The following is a 16,815-nucleotide window of genomic DNA, read 5'->3' on the forward strand; positions in this document are numbered from 1 at the left end:
TTGAAGTGGGGCGCCGAGACCGAGTCCGCGCACTACACCTCCGAGGGGGTGGTCCGGTACCGGCGGTGCCCTTGCGGGCACCGCTGGGTGGAGGTGACCGGGCTCACCTCTTCCGGTACGCGTCCGCGATGACCTGCTCGACCGAGTTGCCGGCGGCGTCCCGGGCCTGCGCGCGCAACCAGACCGTGCCGGTGCCGCGCGTGTTCCAGGTCACGACCTTGTAGGAGCCGCCCGACCCCGGCAGCACCAGCGCCGGCGTCCAGTGGGCGCCCGCGTCCGTGGACGTCCACACGCGCACGTCGCGCGGCTTGGCCCCGCTCGGCGTGACGGTGAACGTGTACGGGCCGGTGGGCGCGGTGTCGTCCGGCGCGAGGCCCAGCTCGTACTGGAGCTGGATCAGCGGCAGCCACGCGCACGCGGCGGTGTCGCCCCAGAGAGCGCCGTCCAGGCAGAGGTTGGGCTCCTTGACGTTGCCGCTCGCGGGCCGGCCGGACCGGAAGTTCCACGTCGTGGTCACCGCGGTCGCGTTGTGGGCGGCCGCGAAGGCGTCCTGGAAGCGGCTGGTGAACCGGTACGACCGCACGCCCTCGGGCACCGTGTAGTACGGCAGGCCGGCGGCGTCGTACGAGGGCGCTATCTCGGTGTCGCCTCCGTACAGGTGGTTCTCCTCGACGCCGGCCGCGCCCTGGTAGCTGTGGCTGTTGTCGCTCAGGTCGGAGTACTGGCCGAGGGCGAGGCCGGCGAGGGACCGCACCCGCAGTTTGTCACCCTGGCGGCAGCCGTCGCACGGGATCACCGGCGTGAAGCCCTCGGGCGCCTGCGGGCCGGGGACGAGCTGGATGGGCAGCAAGCCCTCGTTCCAGTCCTCACGCTCGCTTGTGGACTTCGCGAACCCGCGCTCGCCGAGCCCGGCACGGATCGCGCCGGTGGCCGGGTCGTAGAAGGTGTACTCGCGCATCCAGAGCGTGTCGGGCCCGGTCACGTTGTAGTACTCGGTGCGCCGCGCCGGCCCGGGGAAGCCGTGCGGCGTCTTGATGCTGAACGTCTGCTCGGGTACGAACGTGTGGATCACCTCGCCGAAGTTCTCGCCGGTGCCCCACTCACCCTGGTACGTCGGGAACTGCGCGTGGTAGGTGGTCTCGATCCGGGTGAACTCGCTCGCCTTGGGCCGGAAGTCCAGCTTGGACGGCACCGCGCCGCGCACGTAGAAGGCGAGCTTGTACTGGTACGGCGTGACCAGCTCGACGCCCAGGTCGGCCTGCGGGCGCGGCTGCCTCGCGAGCGCCTGCGTCACCAGCGCCGCCTCGGCGTGGTCGATCACCAGCAGCGGGATCCTCATGTACGGCTTGCTGTTCGGCCCCACCATGATCCATGCGTAGGCGCTGTCGGTCAGGGTGCCGGCGGCGCCAGCGGCGATCGCCTTCGACAGGTCCGCGCGGAAGTTCGCGAGCGTGTCCGGCTCCAGGTAGACGAGCTTGCCGCGCACGTCCTGGCCGGCGCGCAGCTCGGCCTGGCTCGCCAGCCGCACCCGCCGGTCCGCGGTGAACTTCGGCACCTCGGAGTGCTCCTCGGCGATGTACCGGGGGTGCAGGTCGACCCGGCGGCCGCCGGTCAGCGCCATCGTCACCTGAGGCTTGATGTGCATCTGGTCGATGACCAATGTGGACTTGCCGATCGTCGTCGCGGTACCGGTCGTCGGCAGTACCCACAGCCCGCCCCGGACCGCGGCCGAGTACGCGAAGACCGTGGCACCGGCCCACAGCCGGCCGGACGCCGTCGTCCGGGTGTACAGGTAGTTCAGCGTGACCTGCTCGCTCGGCAGCGGCGTGCTGACGCGTACCGGCACCAGCTTGCGAGCGTCCAATGTGACCGTCGTGTCGCCGTCGAGGCGCACCTCGGGCAGGGTCAGCAGGCCGTGGCGTGGATACGCGTCCGCGGTCTCGCGGAACCACATGATGGCGTCGAGCGAGTAGATGCCGCCCCGGGCGAGAGTGAGCTGGACCTCGTACGTGTTGGGCTCACCGGTCTGCTTGTACTGTCCACTGAAGACAGAGGTGTACTCGCCGTCGAGCGCCGGTTCGGTGTCGTTGAGCCGGACCGCGGTCATCGACGTGTAAGGCTGCATGATCCACGCGGGGTCGCCGACCACCCGCACCGTCAGGGTCTGCTGCTCGGCCTGCTTGAACACGGCCATCGGCATGCCCAGCCGGGTGCTGCCGCCGGCCGCCGTCACCCGGCCCGTGTACCGGCCGGACTGGCCCACCGTCGGTTCGAAGACGAGGTCAGCGGTCGCGGTGCCGCCGGCCGGCACGGTCACCGTGGCCGGTGCCAGGGTCGCGAGGCCCGCCGGGGCGGGGCCGCCGTCAGCGCGCGTCAGCGTCGCCGACAGGTCGAGGGTCGCGTCGGCCGCGCCCTCGTTGCGGAAGGTGACCGCCTTCGTCCGGGTCTGGCCGGGGTACGGGTAGGCGAAGAACTCCGAGAAGGTCGCCGTGTCGGCGAACACGTCCTGGGTGATGGCACGGGCCACGTCGAGCCGCCCGGCGCCCTGGTCGTACGGCGAGTAGCCGCCGTCCTTGGCGGTGCCGACGAGCGCGTCCTTGATCTGCTTCGCCGTCCACTTCGGATGCTTGGCGCCCAGCAGCGCGGCCGCCGCCGCGACGTGGGGCGTGGCCATCGAGGTGCCGGAGGCGGCCGTGTACCGGGCGTCCAGCGGGGTGCCCATCGAGGTACCGGCCGCACGGGCGGCGACGGTGGCGACACCCGGCGCGGTGATCTCCGGCTTGATGGCTGAGTCGCCCAACCGCGGGCCCCGGCTGGAGAAGTCGGCGAGGTGGTCGGCGCTGTCGACCGCGCCGACGGTCAGCGCCGAGGTGGCCGCGCCCGGCGACGCGACCGTGCGGCGACCGGGCCCGTCGTTGCCCGCCGCCACCACGAAGAGCGTCCCGTACTCGGCGGTCAGGTCGTCGACCGCCTGGCTGAGCGGGTCGGTGCCGTCGGTCGGGCCGCTGCCGAGGCTCATGCTCACGATCCGCACCTTCGCGGTCGCGGCCTGCCACTGCATCGCCTCGATGATGGTGGAGTTGAGGGCGCTGCCCTTGTCGTCGAGCGCCTTGGCGATGGTGAGGGTCGCACCGGGCGCCACGCCCTTGTAGCGCCCACCCGAGGCGGCACCCGTACCGGCCACGATCGACGCCACGTGCGTGCCGTGCCCGTGCCGGTCGGTGACGTCGTCCGGCGCGCCGCCACCGGGGCTGCCGGCCGGCACGAAGCTGCGCGCGGCGGTCACCTTGCCGGCCACGTCCGGGTGGGTGGCGTCGATGCCGGTGTCGATGATGCCCACCTGGGTACCGGTGCCGTCGAAGCCCGCCGCCCACGCCGTGGCCGCGCCGATCTGGGCGTTGCTCACGTCGTCGAGGGCGGTGGCCTTCGCGTCCAGCCACACCTTGCGCAGCCCGGCGTTCCCCGGCTGCTTGAAGCCGGTCCAGAACTCGCCGGTACGCGCCTTGGTGACCCGGACCGCCGCGCCGTTGACGCTCGCGAGAGCCCGGGGCTTCGTGCCGCCCTTGATGGTGCCGGCGCGCTTGCCGAGGGCCGACGCGCTCAACTCCTGTCCATACTGGACGATGACCGGTAGTTCGGCGGCGGTGGTGTCGGCGTACCCGCTGGCGGCTAGGCGGTCGAGGTTGAACAGCTCCTTGTCGAGCACACCCGAGGCCACGTACCCCTGAGCGTCCTTGGGGATGACGTAGTACCCGGTGTCCGCCTCCTGCGCCTGGTAGGTCAGTTCGTCGCGGCCGGCGCCGAGGTCGACGCTGACCGACGCGCGGCCCTCGCTGTCGCGGGAGTAGGTGACGGTGTCGCCGGTGATGAGGGTGAGCTTCGTGGGCTTGAACGCTGTGGGTTTGAACGCCGCGACCTTGGCGGCCGTGGCTGGGGCCGGTTTAGGTGCGGCGCCGGCGGGAGGGGCGGTAGCCGCCAGCGCCGCGGTCGCGGTCACGAGGACCGCGGTGACCTGGGCGACGAACCCGCGCAGGGTGGGGTGTCCGGCGGGAATGGGGATGCGCACGGGGTCCTCCGGCACGAGACGTCGATGGAGATCACCTTGTTGTTGATCTAACCTGGTGGTTGTGGTGTGGCGGCGCAAGTACGCCGTGCGGCAGATACCCGCCATCTGACGGCATCCCGCCACCACCCAGCTACCGGAGGTGAACCGCGTTGTTGGAGGCGATCGGTCTCTCGCCGACGGAGAGCCGGGTCTACATGACACTGATCGAGAACCCGCGCTCCTCCGCCGCCGACGTGGCGCGCCAGTGCGAGCTGCCGGCCCGCCTCGCCGCCCGTACCCTCGCCGCGCTCGCCCGGCGCGGCCTGGCCAGCCGCCTCCCCGGCAGGCAGGTGTCCTACCTGGCGGTCGCGCCCGACGTGTCGCTGCAACCGATGCTCGCCCGCCGCGAAGACGAGCTGCTCTACGTGCGCACCGCCATTCACGAGCTGACCGCCTCGTTCCACCGCTCGTCGCGGCACACCCACCCCGCCGAGCTGGTCGAGGTGGTGACCGGCGCGCAGAACATCGCCAGCCGCGCGTTCGCCCTGCAGGAGGGCGCGCAGTCGTCGGTGCGCGGCATCGACAAGCCGCCGTACGCGATGCCCAACGCCGACACCAACGCCGACCGCGAGTACCAGCGGCTGCGCGAGGGCATCGAGTACCGCATCCTGTACGACGTCGAGTCGGTGCGGCGGCCGGGCAAGCTCGACGACATCCGGGCCTCCAGCCAGCGCGGCGAGAAGGCCCGCATCGTCACGAACGCGCCCCTCAAGCTGTGGATGGTCGACGACGCGGCCGCGCTCATCCCGATCCGGGGCAGCGGATACGCGGTCGACGCCGCGTTCGTCATCCACCCGTCGACGCTACTGGACGCCCTGGTCGCCCTCTTCGAGCTGGAATGGCGCCGCGGCGTACCCGTGCGGGCCTTCACTGTGGACGGTGCCGCCGCGCCGGCGGCCCTGGCCCCCGACGAACCGACGCGCGCCCTGCTCGGGTTGCTGGCCGCCGGCCTGACCGACGAGGCCATCGCCCGGACCCTCGGCGTCAGCCTGCGTACCGTCCAGCGCCGCATCCACGACCTGCTCCTGGAGCTGGGCGTGACCACCCGCTTCCAGGCCGGCCTCGCCGCTCGCGAACGCGGCTGGGCCTGACCCTTTCCAACCTGTTACTTGTCGGTAACACTGGTGACATGCCTGGTGGATCGCGGCAATTGTCCCCGCTCCCCGGACGGCGGCGCGAGCACGAGGCGATCTCCGAACTGCTCGCGGGCGGCGGTGGTGCCCTGGTGTTTCACGGCGACCCGGGCATCGGGAAGACTGCCCTGCTGGAGTCGGCGGCGGGCCAGGCCGACGGCTTCCTGGTACTCGCGCTGGCCGCTGCGGAGACGGAGTCGACACTGCCGTTCGCGGCGTTGCACCGCCTGCTCGGCGCGGTGGTCGAGAACGCGTCCGGGCCACCGGCGTCACAGGCCCTGGCGCTGGCCCGGCTGCTCGAAAGCGGTCCCGCCGGCGAGAGCCGGTTCGCCACCTTCGTGCGGCTGCTGCGCCTGCTGCGCCGCGTCGCGGGGGAGCGGCCGCTGCTCTGCTGTGTCGACGACGCGCACTGGCTGGACCCGCCGTCGCTCGAAGCCCTGGCGTTCGTGGCGCGACGGCTGCGCGGAGACCGGATCGCCATGCTGTTCGGCTGGTGCGACGAGACCGTTCCGGTCTCGTTCGGGGTCCGAGGGCTGCGGTTGGCACCCCTCGACGACCGGTCCAGCCGGGAGGTCCTGCGTGACCTGGTACCCGTCGCCGACGTGGCCGGGGCACTCGGGTCCATCGCGATGGGAAGCCCGTGCGTGCTCACCGATCTGGCGAGGTCGCTGACGCCCGAACAGGCGCGCGGCGAGGCGCCGCTGCCGCAGGTGCTGCCCCCGGAGCACCGGCTGCGCCGCGCGCATCGCGCCCGACTCCTGCGCCTGCCGGCGGATACCCGCTGGTTGGTGCTGCTGGCCGCGGCCGACGAGGAGCTGGACGTCGACGGGCTCGCAGCGGCGGCCGCGGTGTCCGGTGTGGACATCGGGGCACTGGAGCCCGCCGAGTCGTCCGGGCTGCTCCGGGTCGACGGCGCGGCGATCAGGTTCGTCCGGCCGCTGGTTCGGGCGTTCACCTACCACGAGTCCACAATGGTCCAGCGCAGGTCTGTCCACAGTCTCCTGGCGCGGAGCGTCGACCCGCGAACGCAACCGCTGCGCCACTATCTCCATCGCGCGCTGGCGGCGTACGGTCCGGATGACGGGCTCGCCACACGGCTCGAACGGGCCGCTCTCGCTTCGCACGGCCGGCACGGCGCGGCTTCGCGTGCGCTCGAACGGGCCGCCGAGCTGACCGGCGACGCCGCCATCGCCGCGGCCCGCGTGGTCGCCGCCGCCCGGCACGCGTGGCGCGCGGGCGAACCGCACCGCGCGCGGATGCTGCTGCGGAGGGTGCGCCCGGCGACGGTACCGGCTCGCGTCCGTGCCGTGTCGGCGGTACTGGAAGCGGAGATCGGGCTTCGCACCGGTGCGGCGGCACCGGACGTGGACGCGCTGCTGGCCGTGGCGGACGAGCTGGCCGGTCACGACCGGGGCCTGGCGATCGGCGCGCTCGCGCGGGCCGGTGAGGCATTGTGGGTATCCGGTGAGCGGTCCCGCTATCTCGACGTCGCCCGCCGCGCGCTGGCATCGCGCCGCCCTGGTGAACCGCCCATCGTGGAGCTCGCGTGCGAGCACCTCGCCACGCTGTCCGCGACCCTTCGCGGCGCCCACCGTAGGGCCGCTGACGCGCTCGGCCGGACGGTCACATCGGTGTCCACACTCGACAACGCCGAAGCCTTCACCCAGGCCGGCCTGGCCGCGATCCTGTGTGGAGCGGAGCTGGAGGCGCACCGGCTGGCGGGGCGTGGAGCGGCCATCGCGCGCGCGAACCGTGACCTGTCCGTCGAGCCGCGAGCGCTGGAGATCGCCGCGCTGGCCGAGCTTGCCATGGGACGCTACGACGACCCGACGACCGCGCTGCGCGGGCTGGAACTGGCACGCGAGAGCGGGCAGGAGGCCGTCGCCAGCGGCCAGTCGGCGCTGCTCGCGCTTCACGCCGCGATCCTCGGTGACCGGGCGGCGTGCCTGCGGCGGGCGCGGGACGCTCGGGAAGCCGGCTGGGCGCGCGCTGTCGTCGAGTGGGCGCTGGCCGTGCTCGACCTGGTGGACGGGCGGCACCCGGAGGCGTTCGCGCGGCTGCGGGCCGCCACCGGCGCTCACGTCGTGCTGCGGGTAGCCGCGACGCCCCATATCGTCGAGGCCGCCGCCCGGTGCGGCGTACGGCCAGCGGGTGTGGCCGCGCTCAGGGTGTTCGACGCCTGGGCGACCACCACCGCCAACCCGCGGTGGCTCGCGCTGTCGGCTCGGTGCCACGCGCTGCTCGCGGAGGACAACGGGGAGGCGGACGAGTACTTTCGTGCCGCCCTGGAGCAGCATGCGCGAAGCGGTGCCGACCTCGACCGCGCGTGGACCGCGTTGCTGTACGGCCAGAGGCTGCGCCGGCAACGGCGGCCCGCCGCGGCGCGGGTGCAGTTGCGCGGCGCGCTGGACACGTTCGAACGGTTGGAGGCGCGACCGTGGATCGACCGGACCGTCGCGGAGCTGCGGGCCGCCGGTCATCATGTCGAGCACCGGCAGCCACCCGCCGTCGAGGCGTTGACTCCGCAGCAGGTGCAGATCGCGCGGCTGGTCGCCGACGGAGCCACCAACCGGGAGGTGGCGGCGCACCTGCTGCTGAGTACACGGACGGTCGATCACCACATGCGCAACATCTTCGCGAAGCTGGGCGTGCGGTCGCGGGTCGAGCTCGCGCGGCTCATGTCGTGACGGGCTAGCAGGCGGTGGTCTGGTAGGCGGAGATGGCGGTGCCGGTGAAGCCGCAGGTGAACGGGGTGAATCGGGCGTCGCCGTTGAGCCAGCGCTTGAACCACGACACCAGGGCCCGCGACGTGGTGGCATTGTCGGTGCGGGGGAACGAGTGCGGGGCGCCGGCGAGCTCCACATAGGTCTTCGGCCCGCCGAGGCTGTTGTACATCGGTTTCGCGTGCGACGCGACCGGCGCGGTGCTGTCGTTCTGGCCGCCGAGGATGAACACGGGCTCGGTGACCTGTTGCCACGTCGTGTCGGTGTGCCACGGCGCCATCGGCACGCCCGCCTTCACCGCGCCGGTGGTGTCCTGCGACAGCGCTTCGAGGGTGCCGCCGCCACCCATCGAGTACCCGGCGACGCCGCGCCGTGTGCCGTCGGCCCGCGACGTCACCGCGGCGGGTGCCGAGGCGACGGCCCAGTTGAGCGCGGCGAGCAGTTGGGTGCCGCGGCTGGCCGGGAAGTCGAGCGACGAGTTGGTGTTGATGCCCACCACGACGAAGCCCCATGAGGACAGTCGCGGGCCGAGCCACTGGATGGCGCTCCACGCCTGGGTGAAGCCGGGCGCGATCGCCACCACCGGATAGGTTCCCGCGGTGGTCGGGTAGTAGACCGTGCCGCCGCCGAAGCCGCTGGCACCGGTGACCGCAGCCGAGGTGACGGCGAAGCTGCCGTTGCCGGTGATGTTCGCGGCGGTGGGCGCCTGGCCGATCTCGTCGGCGACGGCTGGCGTGGCGATCCCGATGGCGCCAACGGTGGTGGCGAGCATCAGGGCGAGACTGGTGACGATGCCGCGGCGTCGATGAAGCTTCATGTGCTTCCCCTCGCGTCGTGGGTGACCCATGGATGGTGATCAGTATTCTGGGTCACGGCGCGCGGTCACGTATCGGCGAAATCACCGGCCTCGCGTGGTCAGCCCTTGACCGCGCCGGCGGTCAGGCCCGCCGCGATGTTGCGCTGGATGATGAGGAAGAACACCACGACCGGCAGGGCCGTGATGATGGCGCCGGCCATGAGCGGGCCCCACGCTGTACCGCGGTTGGTCTGGTTCTGCAGCAGCCACGCCATCAGGTTCTGCTTCTCGGGATTGTTGAGGGTGTTGATGATGATGAACTCGTTCCACGCCTGGATGAAGCCGTAGATCGAGGTGGCGACCAGACCCGGGCCGGTCAGCGGCAGGATGATCCGGTAGAACGTCTGCCAGCGGTTGCAACCGTCGACCAGCGCCGCCTCGTCGAGCTCGCGCGGGATCGCGGCGATGAAACCCCGCAGGGTCCATACCGTGTACGGCAGGATCAGCACCAGGTACGTGATGCTGACGCCGACCAGGCTGTTGGTGAGGTTGGCGCGGTTGAGCATCAGGTACAGGGGGATGAGCAGCGACAGGAAAGGCACCAGCTGCACCGCCAGAATCACCATGATGAGCGCCCGGCGGCCGTAGAACCGGAACCGCGCGATGGCGAGCGCGGCGAGAAAGCCGACCACGAGCGCGCCGGCCACCGCGAAGGCCGTGATGATGAGCCCGTTGCGCAGGTCCACGAGGAAGTAGGGCGCCTTGATGGCGGAGGCGAAGTTGTCGAGGGTCGGGCGCTCGGGCCAGAGCTTCGGTTCGAACGACAGCACCTCCGAGGCGGGCTTGAAGGCGGTGTTCAGCACCCAGTACACGGGAAACGCCATCACGACGGCGAAGACGACGCCGGCGGTGTTCGCCAGGACGGTACCGGTGCGGCCGCGGTGCGAGGTGAGCATCAGTCCACGTCTCCGATCCGGAACATCTGCCTGATGTAGAACGCCATCACGCCCAGCATCAGCAGCACGGTGATGACCGAGATGGCGGCGCCGAGGCTGTAGTTGTTGCGCCCGAACGCCTGCGTGAACGCGTACGTGGCGAGGGTCTGGTAGTCCTGCTCGGGCTTGCTGTCGCGGACCACCCACACCTGCGTGAACAGGCCGAAGTTCCAGATGACCGACAGCGTGGTGACGATGACGACGAGCGGTTTGAGGATCGGCAGCGTGATGCTCCGCAACGCCTGCCAGCCGCTGGCACCGTCTACTGTGGCCGCCTCCAGCAGCTCGCGCGGCACCTGGGTGAGCCCGGCGTGGAGGGTGATGGCGAGAAACGGTACGCCCGCCCACACGACCAGCGTGGTGATGACGATCCAGCCCTGTGTCGGGTCGGCGAACCAGCTGTGGTTGGCGAAGTCGACGCCCGGGATCTGGTCGATGACGTGGTTGACGATGCCGAAGTCGGCGTCGACCATCCACTTGAAGATCTGGGCCGAGACCAGCTGCGGTATCGCCCAGACGAACAGCATGGAAATCACCATCGCCAGCCGCACCGCACGGCTGACCCGGAGCATGAGCAGCGCCACGGCGAGGCCGAGCACCACCGATACGGCGACAGAAACGACGGTGAAGACGGCGGTACGCCTCACCACCGCCCAGAACTCGCCGTCGGTGAGGATCTCGGTGTAGTTGTCGAGGCCGGCCCACGGCGGCGTGCTGCCGGAAAACAGGTGTCTGAGCTGCATGTCCTGAAAGGACAGCACGACCATGCGGCCGAGCGGGTACGCGAGCAGGCCGGCCAGCAGTACGAGGGCGGGCAAGGCTAGCAGCAGGGGTGTGCGGTCACGCCGCCGGCGTACACGATGGGGGCGATGGCGGGGCGGCGCGGAAGGGACCGGCGGCGCCTGCCGTGGCACGGTGGCCGGTGATCCGACCGCGGGCATCTTGTCCGTCCTTTCTGGAGGATGCCGCGCCGCCCGAGGGACACGGGCGGCGCGGCACGCGGTCAGCCGTTGAGGATCTTGGCGATCTCCGTGTCGGCCCACATCGTGGCGTCGGCGACGCTTCGCTTTCCGGTGACGATGTCGCGCAGCATCTGCTGCAGGACGCCGGCCTTCTCGACGTCCGCCCACTTCTCGGCCATCGGCACGAACCACGAGCTCTTCGCGGCGAGCGCGGTGGCTTCGTTGCCCTTCACCGTGGCGGCCTTGTCGAGCAGGTTGGTGGCGTTGGGCAGTACGCCCTTGGCGAGCAGGGCCTCCTGCGCTTTCGTGTCGGTGAATGTCTTGATCCACTCGGCGGCGAGCGCCTGGTTCTTGCTCTTGCTGGCGACGCCGAGGTTCGAGCCGCCGAGGAACGACGGGATGCCCGGCAGCGGCGCCGACGCGACCTTGCCCTTCACCTTGGTGGCGACCAGTTCGGAGTTGGGGTCGTTGGGGTCCTTGCGCTGCTCCTGTGCGGCGCCCGCCTCCCAGCCGTTGCCGTAGAACATCGCGGACTGGCCCTGGGCGAAGATGGCGGCCTGGTCGTTCTCGTCCTTGGTGATGTCGCCGGACGAGTACTTCTTGACGAGGTCGGACCACTTGGTCAGGCCCGCCTGGGCGGTCGGCTCGGCGAGGGTGCCGACCCACTTGTCGCCGTCCTTCTTGGCGATCTGGCCGCCCTCGGCGTACACCCACGACATGGCGGCGTACCAGTAGGCACCCGGCATGTAGAACGCCGCGAACTTGTTGCTGGCGCTGTTCTTGGCCTTGAGTGTGTCGGCGGTGGCGGTCAGCTCGGAGTAGCTCGCCGGTGGCTTGACCCCAGCGGCGTCGAAGAGGTCGGTGCGGTAGATGAGCACCCGCGCACCGGCGTAGTAGGGCACGCAGTACGTCTTACCGTCCAGTTCGCACGGTCCACTCAGGCCCTTGAGCCAGTTGGCCGAGTTGTCGAAAGTGGACTTGTCGAGCTCACCGAAGGCGCCGCTGAACACGTACTTGGGCATCTCGGTGTTGCCCAACTCGATCACGTCCGGCACGTCGTTGCCCGCGAGCGTGGCGTCCAGTTTGGTCAGATGGTTGGCCCACTGCTGGTACTCGACCGACACGCTCGCCCCGGTGGCCGCCGTGAATCGCGCGTTGGCGTCGTCGACGATCTCCTTCCAGCTCGACTGCGCGTCGACCATCAGCCATACCTTGAGCGTCTTGCCCTTGCCGTCGAGAGCGGCCGACGAGTCGTCGCCGCTGTCCGATCCGCCACACGCGGCGGTACCGAGCAGCGCGACGGCGAGCCCCGCCGCGACCGCGATCCTGCGCTTCACGGGTTCCTCCTTGGGGGTTGGGTTCGATACAGGTGGACCGCCACGTAGAGCAGGTCGAGCACGACGAGCTGGCGGTGGCGTGCGGACAGCGCGTCCGGGCGGAAGTCGGTCTCCTGCGCGGCGGTGAGCAGCACGATGTCGGCGAGCTCGGCCAGCGGGGACAGGGGAAAACTGGTGAGCGCGACGGTGGTCGCGCCGTGGTTGCCGGCCTCGGCGAGCAGCTCGATCGTCTCGCCGGTGCGGCCGGTGTGTGATACGCCGATGGCCACGTCACCGGGGCGGGAGAGGGCGGCGCTGGCGAGGCCGCCGTGCAGGTCGGTCCACGCCCACGCGGGTACGCCGATGCGGTGCATGCTGAGCTGGACGTCCTCGCCGACGAGGGCGCTGCCGCTGACGCCGAAGACGGTGACCCGCGAGGCACAGGCGATCGCGGCCGCCGCCCGCTTGACGGCGGCGAGGTCGAGCAGCAGGGCCGTGTCGCGCATGGCGTGCGCGTCGGCGGCCATGATCTGACTGAGTACTCGGTCAAGGGAGTCGGTCGGCTGGATCTCGCGTCCGATGTCGACGGTCCAGCCACCTTTGCTCTCGGCGCCCGTCTCCGCCGCGATGCCGAGCCGCAGGTCGGCGTAGCCCCCGAAATCGAGGACCCGGCAGAACCGCGTGACGGTGGCCGGGGACGTGCCGCTGCGCTCGGCCAGCTCCACGATCGTCGAGTGGGCCGCGGCTGTGGGATCTTCGAGCACGGTGTCGGCGACCCGCCGCAGCGCGCCGGTGAGCTCCGGCAGCCGGGACCGCACGCGCTCGAGTACCGCCATGGGGCCACTCTTATAGGAAGGACTATTAACTGTTACTGGTAATAGTTCTTACTGAAGGGTGGCGGGTTGTCAAGAGGCTGGGCAAAACCGTTACCAACAGACCGTGGGGCCGCACCTGTCGGATGCGGCCCCACGGCCGGTGGAGGAGTGTAACGATCAGATGGCCGAGCAGCTCAGCACCGGGAGGTGGGCGCTGTCGGGGCTCGGTCGTCCCTCAGGGTCACACTTCGAATAGAGGTATGTCAATCTTTAACGCTTCCAAACTTCGTCTCGCCATGTGCGAGGCGGTGGTTCGGGGCGGGTTCCTTGTCCGAGACCGCAGTGCGTCAAGGCTATGCGGGGTCGTGGTCGGCGAGCGGTGCTCGGGGTCGCGGGCCGTGCTGGGGTCCTGGGCGGCGCTGGGGTCGTGGGCGGTGCTGGGGGGCGTGGGCGGCGCTGGGCTCGCCGGGGGCGGGTGGTCGGGCTTGCTACGGCGCCAGATCATTGACCGCAGCTGGCAAGCTGGCATCGATCAAGGAGATTCGCGTCGATCAAGGGCAAACGCACGCGAAAAGAGATCCAACCACGTGCATTCGCCCTTGATCGGCGGACAGGAGGATGCCGACGTCCGCCGGACGGCGGCCCTCGCCGTCGCCGTCGGCGTGCTGGATGTCGCCGCGGAGAGCGGACGCCAAGGTCCGCGGATGCCGCGATTTCAGGGAAATCGCGGCATCCGCCCGACTTGGAAGGCGCGTTATCCCGGATATCGCGGCTACGGATCGCCGCGCGGCTAGATCTTGGCGCTCTACCGTCGCCCCTGGCGACGCTCGCGCTCCAAGATCCAGCCGCGTGGCCCGGACTGCGCCGCTTGGTGGGGTGGGCTGGGATCTTGCGCCCGGATGTATCCGACATAGCCGGGCGCAAGATCCCACTACACCCCACCAAGCGGCGCGCCCCACACCGCGCTGAGCCCGTGGCGGGCTCAGCCGACGCCGTGCCGTTCAAGACCCGCCCATTCGAGGCCGCGCCCCCCACACACCTCGCCGGACCGGCACACCGATCTAGGGCATTCGCGTCGATCAAGGGCGAACGCACGCGGAAAAGAGATCCAACCACGTGCATTCGCCCTTGATCGGCGGAGCAGGGGAGCGGGCGCGCGGAGCAGCGCAGCGGGCGCCGGGCGCGGCGCGGACAGGCGCGTGGGGCGGGTGGGGGCGAGGGGTGGAGCTAGGACCAGGAGGGGTGGCCCTCCAGGGCGGTGCCCACCGTTAGTTGGCGTAGGCCGGTGCCGTCGGGGCGGACGGCGTAGAGCTTGGGCTCGAGTACCGGGCCGCGGGTGAACGCTATCCACTCGCCGTCCGGCGACCACGTCGGGTCCTGGTCGAGGTCGGGGCCGGAGGTGACCGGACGGGACTCTCCGTCGGGCGTGACCACGTAGATGTCGGCCTGGCCGGATACCTTGCTGTGCGAGTACGCGATCAGCTTGCCGTCCGGGGAGAAGTCGGGGTCGACGGACGCCAGGCCGCCCTTGGTCAGCCACTGCCGCGACCCCGCCGGGTCGTCGACGCGGAACAGCATGAGCTGGGGCTTGCCGTCGCGGACGGCCCACATGCAGACCAGGCCCTCGACGTTCGGCGACCACGCGGGGTCGTCCTTGTCGTCGTTGGTGTGGGTGATCTGGGTGGGGGCGCCGCCGATGGCCGGCACGGTGAAGAGCTGGTTGCGGCCGCCCGCGCGGGCGACGTAGGCGAGCTTGCTGTCGTCGCGGGACCAGCAGACCCGGGTGCCGCGGTTGACCTTGTCGACGATCAGCGCCTCGCCGTTGCCGTCGCGGCCCATTGTCCAGATCTGCCAGTGCGTGGGCGTGATCCGCCGGATGAAGGCGATGCGGTCGCGCTTGTGCGACCACTGTGGCAGTACGTCGTATCCGCCCGCGGCCAGTTGGTTTCGCTCGCCGCTGTCGGGAACGGTGACGAAGACCCCGGACCGCTTGCCCTCGTCGAGCCGGAACAGCATCGGGTCGGCCGGGAACGCGCCCGGTGATGGCGAGGCGGCGCCCATGCCCTTGCGGTCGTTGGTGTCGCCTTCGTCTTTCGGCTCGTCGCCGGCGAGCACGTATCCGGTGACGGCGCCCGCGGTGGCCAGCCCGACCAGGGCGGGCACGCCGATGACGACCGTGCGGCGACTGATCAAGGGTGTCCTTCGCGGCGCCGACGGCGGTGTCGGCGTGGGCGCCGGTGCCTCGGGCTCGTGCGCGAGGAAGGCCATCGTCCCTCCCGGGCGGCTCGGGCTACCTAGGGTTAAGACTCGCTACCTAGGGTTAAGACTCACTACCTAGGGCCAGAATAGTCGCACCCCCGTGCAACACCGGCAACGCGCCGCGCTGTCCTGATACTGACAACGCGGCGCGCGCCCGAACGGTTCAGGATGCGATGGCGGTCTTGCTGAACTCGAAGAACGCCTTGCCCGAGTCGGCCGGCTTCTGGCGGCCGTAGACCACGTTCTCCGACGCCTTGATCAGCTCGGCGCGGATCTTGCTGTGCCCCTTGAGCGGCACCTCGGGCGACTGCGGGCCGAACTTGGTGGCCAGCTCGCCCTGTACCGTGATCGACTGCTTCATCGCGGCGTCGGTGACCGTCTGCTCGACCGCCTTGCGTACGTCCAGGTTGGACGGCAGGCCGCGCTCGGTACCGAGGATCTTGCCGGCTTCCATGTCGTTGCCCAGGAAGTTCAGCACGTCGATCGCGATGTCCTTGTTGGGGCTGCCCCGGAAGACCGAGAAGTACATCGAGGCGCGCGCCCACTGGGCCGACGGGTCACCGGGGAACGCGATGACGCCCAGTTCGTCCTTGGTGCTCTTCTTCATCTCCGGCATCTGGTTGACCCACACCCAGGAGGTGGCGGCCTTGCCGGTGACCACGAGCTGCTTGGTGATGCTGGACTCGTTGCCCTCGTGGATCACGTCCGGCGTCGGGGTCGCCCCGCGAGCGCGGGCACCGGCCCACAGGTCGAACCAGCGGGTCACGTCGTCGGCGGTGAAGCCCAGCTCCTTGCCGTTGTAGAGGCCCTTGCCCTGCTGGCGCAGCCACACCCAGAACGCCATGTAGTTGCCGCTCGGGTCCATGGTGCCGGGGAGCTTGGCGGCCTTGGAGACCTGCTCGGCCCAGGCGATGTGCTGCTCCCAGCTCATGCCCGTGGTGGGCTCGGGCAGGCTGTACTTGGCCAGCAGCGTCTTGTTGTACACCAGACCCTGGGTGTTCTCACCGAACGGCAGGCCGGCGAGCACGCCCTCGACCTTGCCGTAGTTGACCAGGCTGGGCGGGAACTTCGAGACGTCGAGCTTGCTCCCGCTCGTGTACTCGGTCAGGTCGAGCGTGACCTTGCGCGACGCGTACTCGGCGAGGAAGTTGTCGTCGATCTGGAAGATGTCGGGCGCGTCGCCGCCCGCGGTGAGCGTGGCGAGCTTGTCGAAGTAGCCCTGGTTCGCCTGCCAGGTCTTCTTGAAGGTCACGTTGGGGTGCGCCTTGGTGTAGAGGGCCAGCGCGTCCTCGGTGAGCTTGGCGCGGGCCTCGCCGCCCCACCAGAAGATCGACAGCTCCACCGGCTTGTTGGAGTCGGTGCTGCCGCCGCTCTCGTCGTCGCCGCAGGCGGCGGCGGTGCCGAGCAGGGGCAGGGCCGCGGCGGCGGCGAAGCCGCCGAGCAGCCGGCGCCGGGACGTGCGCGCGGGGTGGTCCATGGTGTGACTACTCCTTGTCTACAAGGGATCCGGTGTCTACCGGGGGTGCGGTACTTACAGGGCCAGTGGACTCGCGGATCACGAGTTCCGTCTGGAGCGTTATCTGGGCGGTCGCGCCTCGGTCGTCGCCGATCTGGAGCAGCATGTCGACGGCGGCTCGTCCGGCGGCTGCGGTGGGGTTGGCGACGGTGGTGAGTTTGGGGCGGGTGAGGCGGCTGAGGGTGATGTCGTCGA

General features: G+C 70.5%; 11 protein-coding genes. 2 read left to right on the top strand and 9 right to left on the bottom strand.

The window, feature by feature from the left end:
- Positions 1 to 103: 103 nt before the first annotated feature.
- Positions 104 to 4,066 carry a S8 family serine peptidase gene (locus tag QMG73_RS24215; protein ID WP_281899282.1) on the bottom strand — a complete coding sequence of 1,321 codons (3,963 nt, stop codon included), beginning with the start codon at positions 4,064 to 4,066 and terminating at the stop codon, positions 104 to 106.
- Between the two features lie 149 nt (positions 4,067 to 4,215).
- Here QMG73_RS24215 and QMG73_RS24220 point away from each other — a divergent pair, with 149 nt between their 5' ends.
- Together QMG73_RS24220 and QMG73_RS24225 are read left to right on the top strand one after the other, a co-directional pair.
- The gene (locus QMG73_RS24220; protein WP_281899284.1) at positions 4,216 to 5,196 is read left to right on the top strand and encodes a helix-turn-helix domain-containing protein; all 981 of its coding nucleotides are present in this window, start codon (positions 4,216 to 4,218) and stop codon (positions 5,194 to 5,196) included.
- Between the two features lie 38 nt (positions 5,197 to 5,234).
- The gene (locus QMG73_RS24225; protein WP_281899286.1) at positions 5,235 to 7,925 is read left to right on the top strand and encodes a LuxR family transcriptional regulator; all 2,691 of its coding nucleotides are present in this window, start codon (positions 5,235 to 5,237) and stop codon (positions 7,923 to 7,925) included.
- 4 nt (positions 7,926 to 7,929) lie between these two features.
- Here the strand turns inward: QMG73_RS24225 and QMG73_RS24230 are convergent, their stop codons facing one another.
- The 8 genes from QMG73_RS24230 to QMG73_RS24265 form a co-directional block, all read right to left on the bottom strand.
- The gene (locus tag QMG73_RS24230; RefSeq protein WP_281899288.1) at positions 7,930 to 8,778 is read right to left on the bottom strand and encodes an alpha/beta hydrolase family protein; all 849 of its coding nucleotides are present in this window, start codon (positions 8,776 to 8,778) and stop codon (positions 7,930 to 7,932) included.
- Between the two features lie 98 nt (positions 8,779 to 8,876).
- Complete coding sequence (locus tag QMG73_RS24235; protein WP_281899289.1) at positions 8,877 to 9,713, bottom strand: carbohydrate ABC transporter permease; 837 nt, start codon at positions 9,711 to 9,713, stop codon at positions 8,877 to 8,879.
- Positions 9,713 to 10,693: a carbohydrate ABC transporter permease gene (locus QMG73_RS24240; RefSeq protein ID WP_281899292.1), complete on the bottom strand. Its 981-nt coding sequence runs from the start codon at positions 10,691 to 10,693 to the stop codon at positions 9,713 to 9,715. Before QMG73_RS24240 ends, QMG73_RS24235 begins: the two co-directional genes overlap by 1 nt.
- A gap of 62 nt (positions 10,694 to 10,755) precedes the next feature.
- Positions 10,756 to 12,051: an extracellular solute-binding protein gene (locus tag QMG73_RS24245; RefSeq protein WP_281899293.1), complete on the bottom strand. Its 1,296-nt coding sequence runs from the start codon at positions 12,049 to 12,051 to the stop codon at positions 10,756 to 10,758.
- A complete protein-coding gene (locus QMG73_RS24250) occupies positions 12,048 to 12,866 on the bottom strand; it encodes a MurR/RpiR family transcriptional regulator (protein ID WP_281899295.1) in 819 nt (272 codons plus the stop codon). Before QMG73_RS24250 ends, QMG73_RS24245 begins: the two co-directional genes overlap by 4 nt.
- Before the next feature lie 1,206 nt (positions 12,867 to 14,072).
- On the bottom strand, positions 14,073 to 15,113 hold the full coding sequence (locus tag QMG73_RS24255) for a TolB family protein (RefSeq protein ID WP_281899298.1): 1,041 nt from the start codon (positions 15,111 to 15,113) through the stop codon (positions 14,073 to 14,075).
- A gap of 154 nt (positions 15,114 to 15,267) precedes the next feature.
- Positions 15,268 to 16,581: an ABC transporter substrate-binding protein gene (locus QMG73_RS24260; RefSeq protein WP_281899299.1), complete on the bottom strand. Its 1,314-nt coding sequence runs from the start codon at positions 16,579 to 16,581 to the stop codon at positions 15,268 to 15,270.
- Positions 16,582 to 16,588: 7 nt separating this feature from the next.
- A partial coding sequence (locus QMG73_RS24265) for a substrate-binding domain-containing protein (protein ID WP_281899301.1) occupies positions 16,589 to 16,815 on the bottom strand: 227 nt, incomplete at its 5' end.

The organism is Phytohabitans aurantiacus (genome assembly GCF_027923225.1).
Classification (GTDB): domain Bacteria; phylum Actinomycetota; class Actinomycetes; order Mycobacteriales; family Micromonosporaceae; genus Phytohabitans; species Phytohabitans aurantiacus.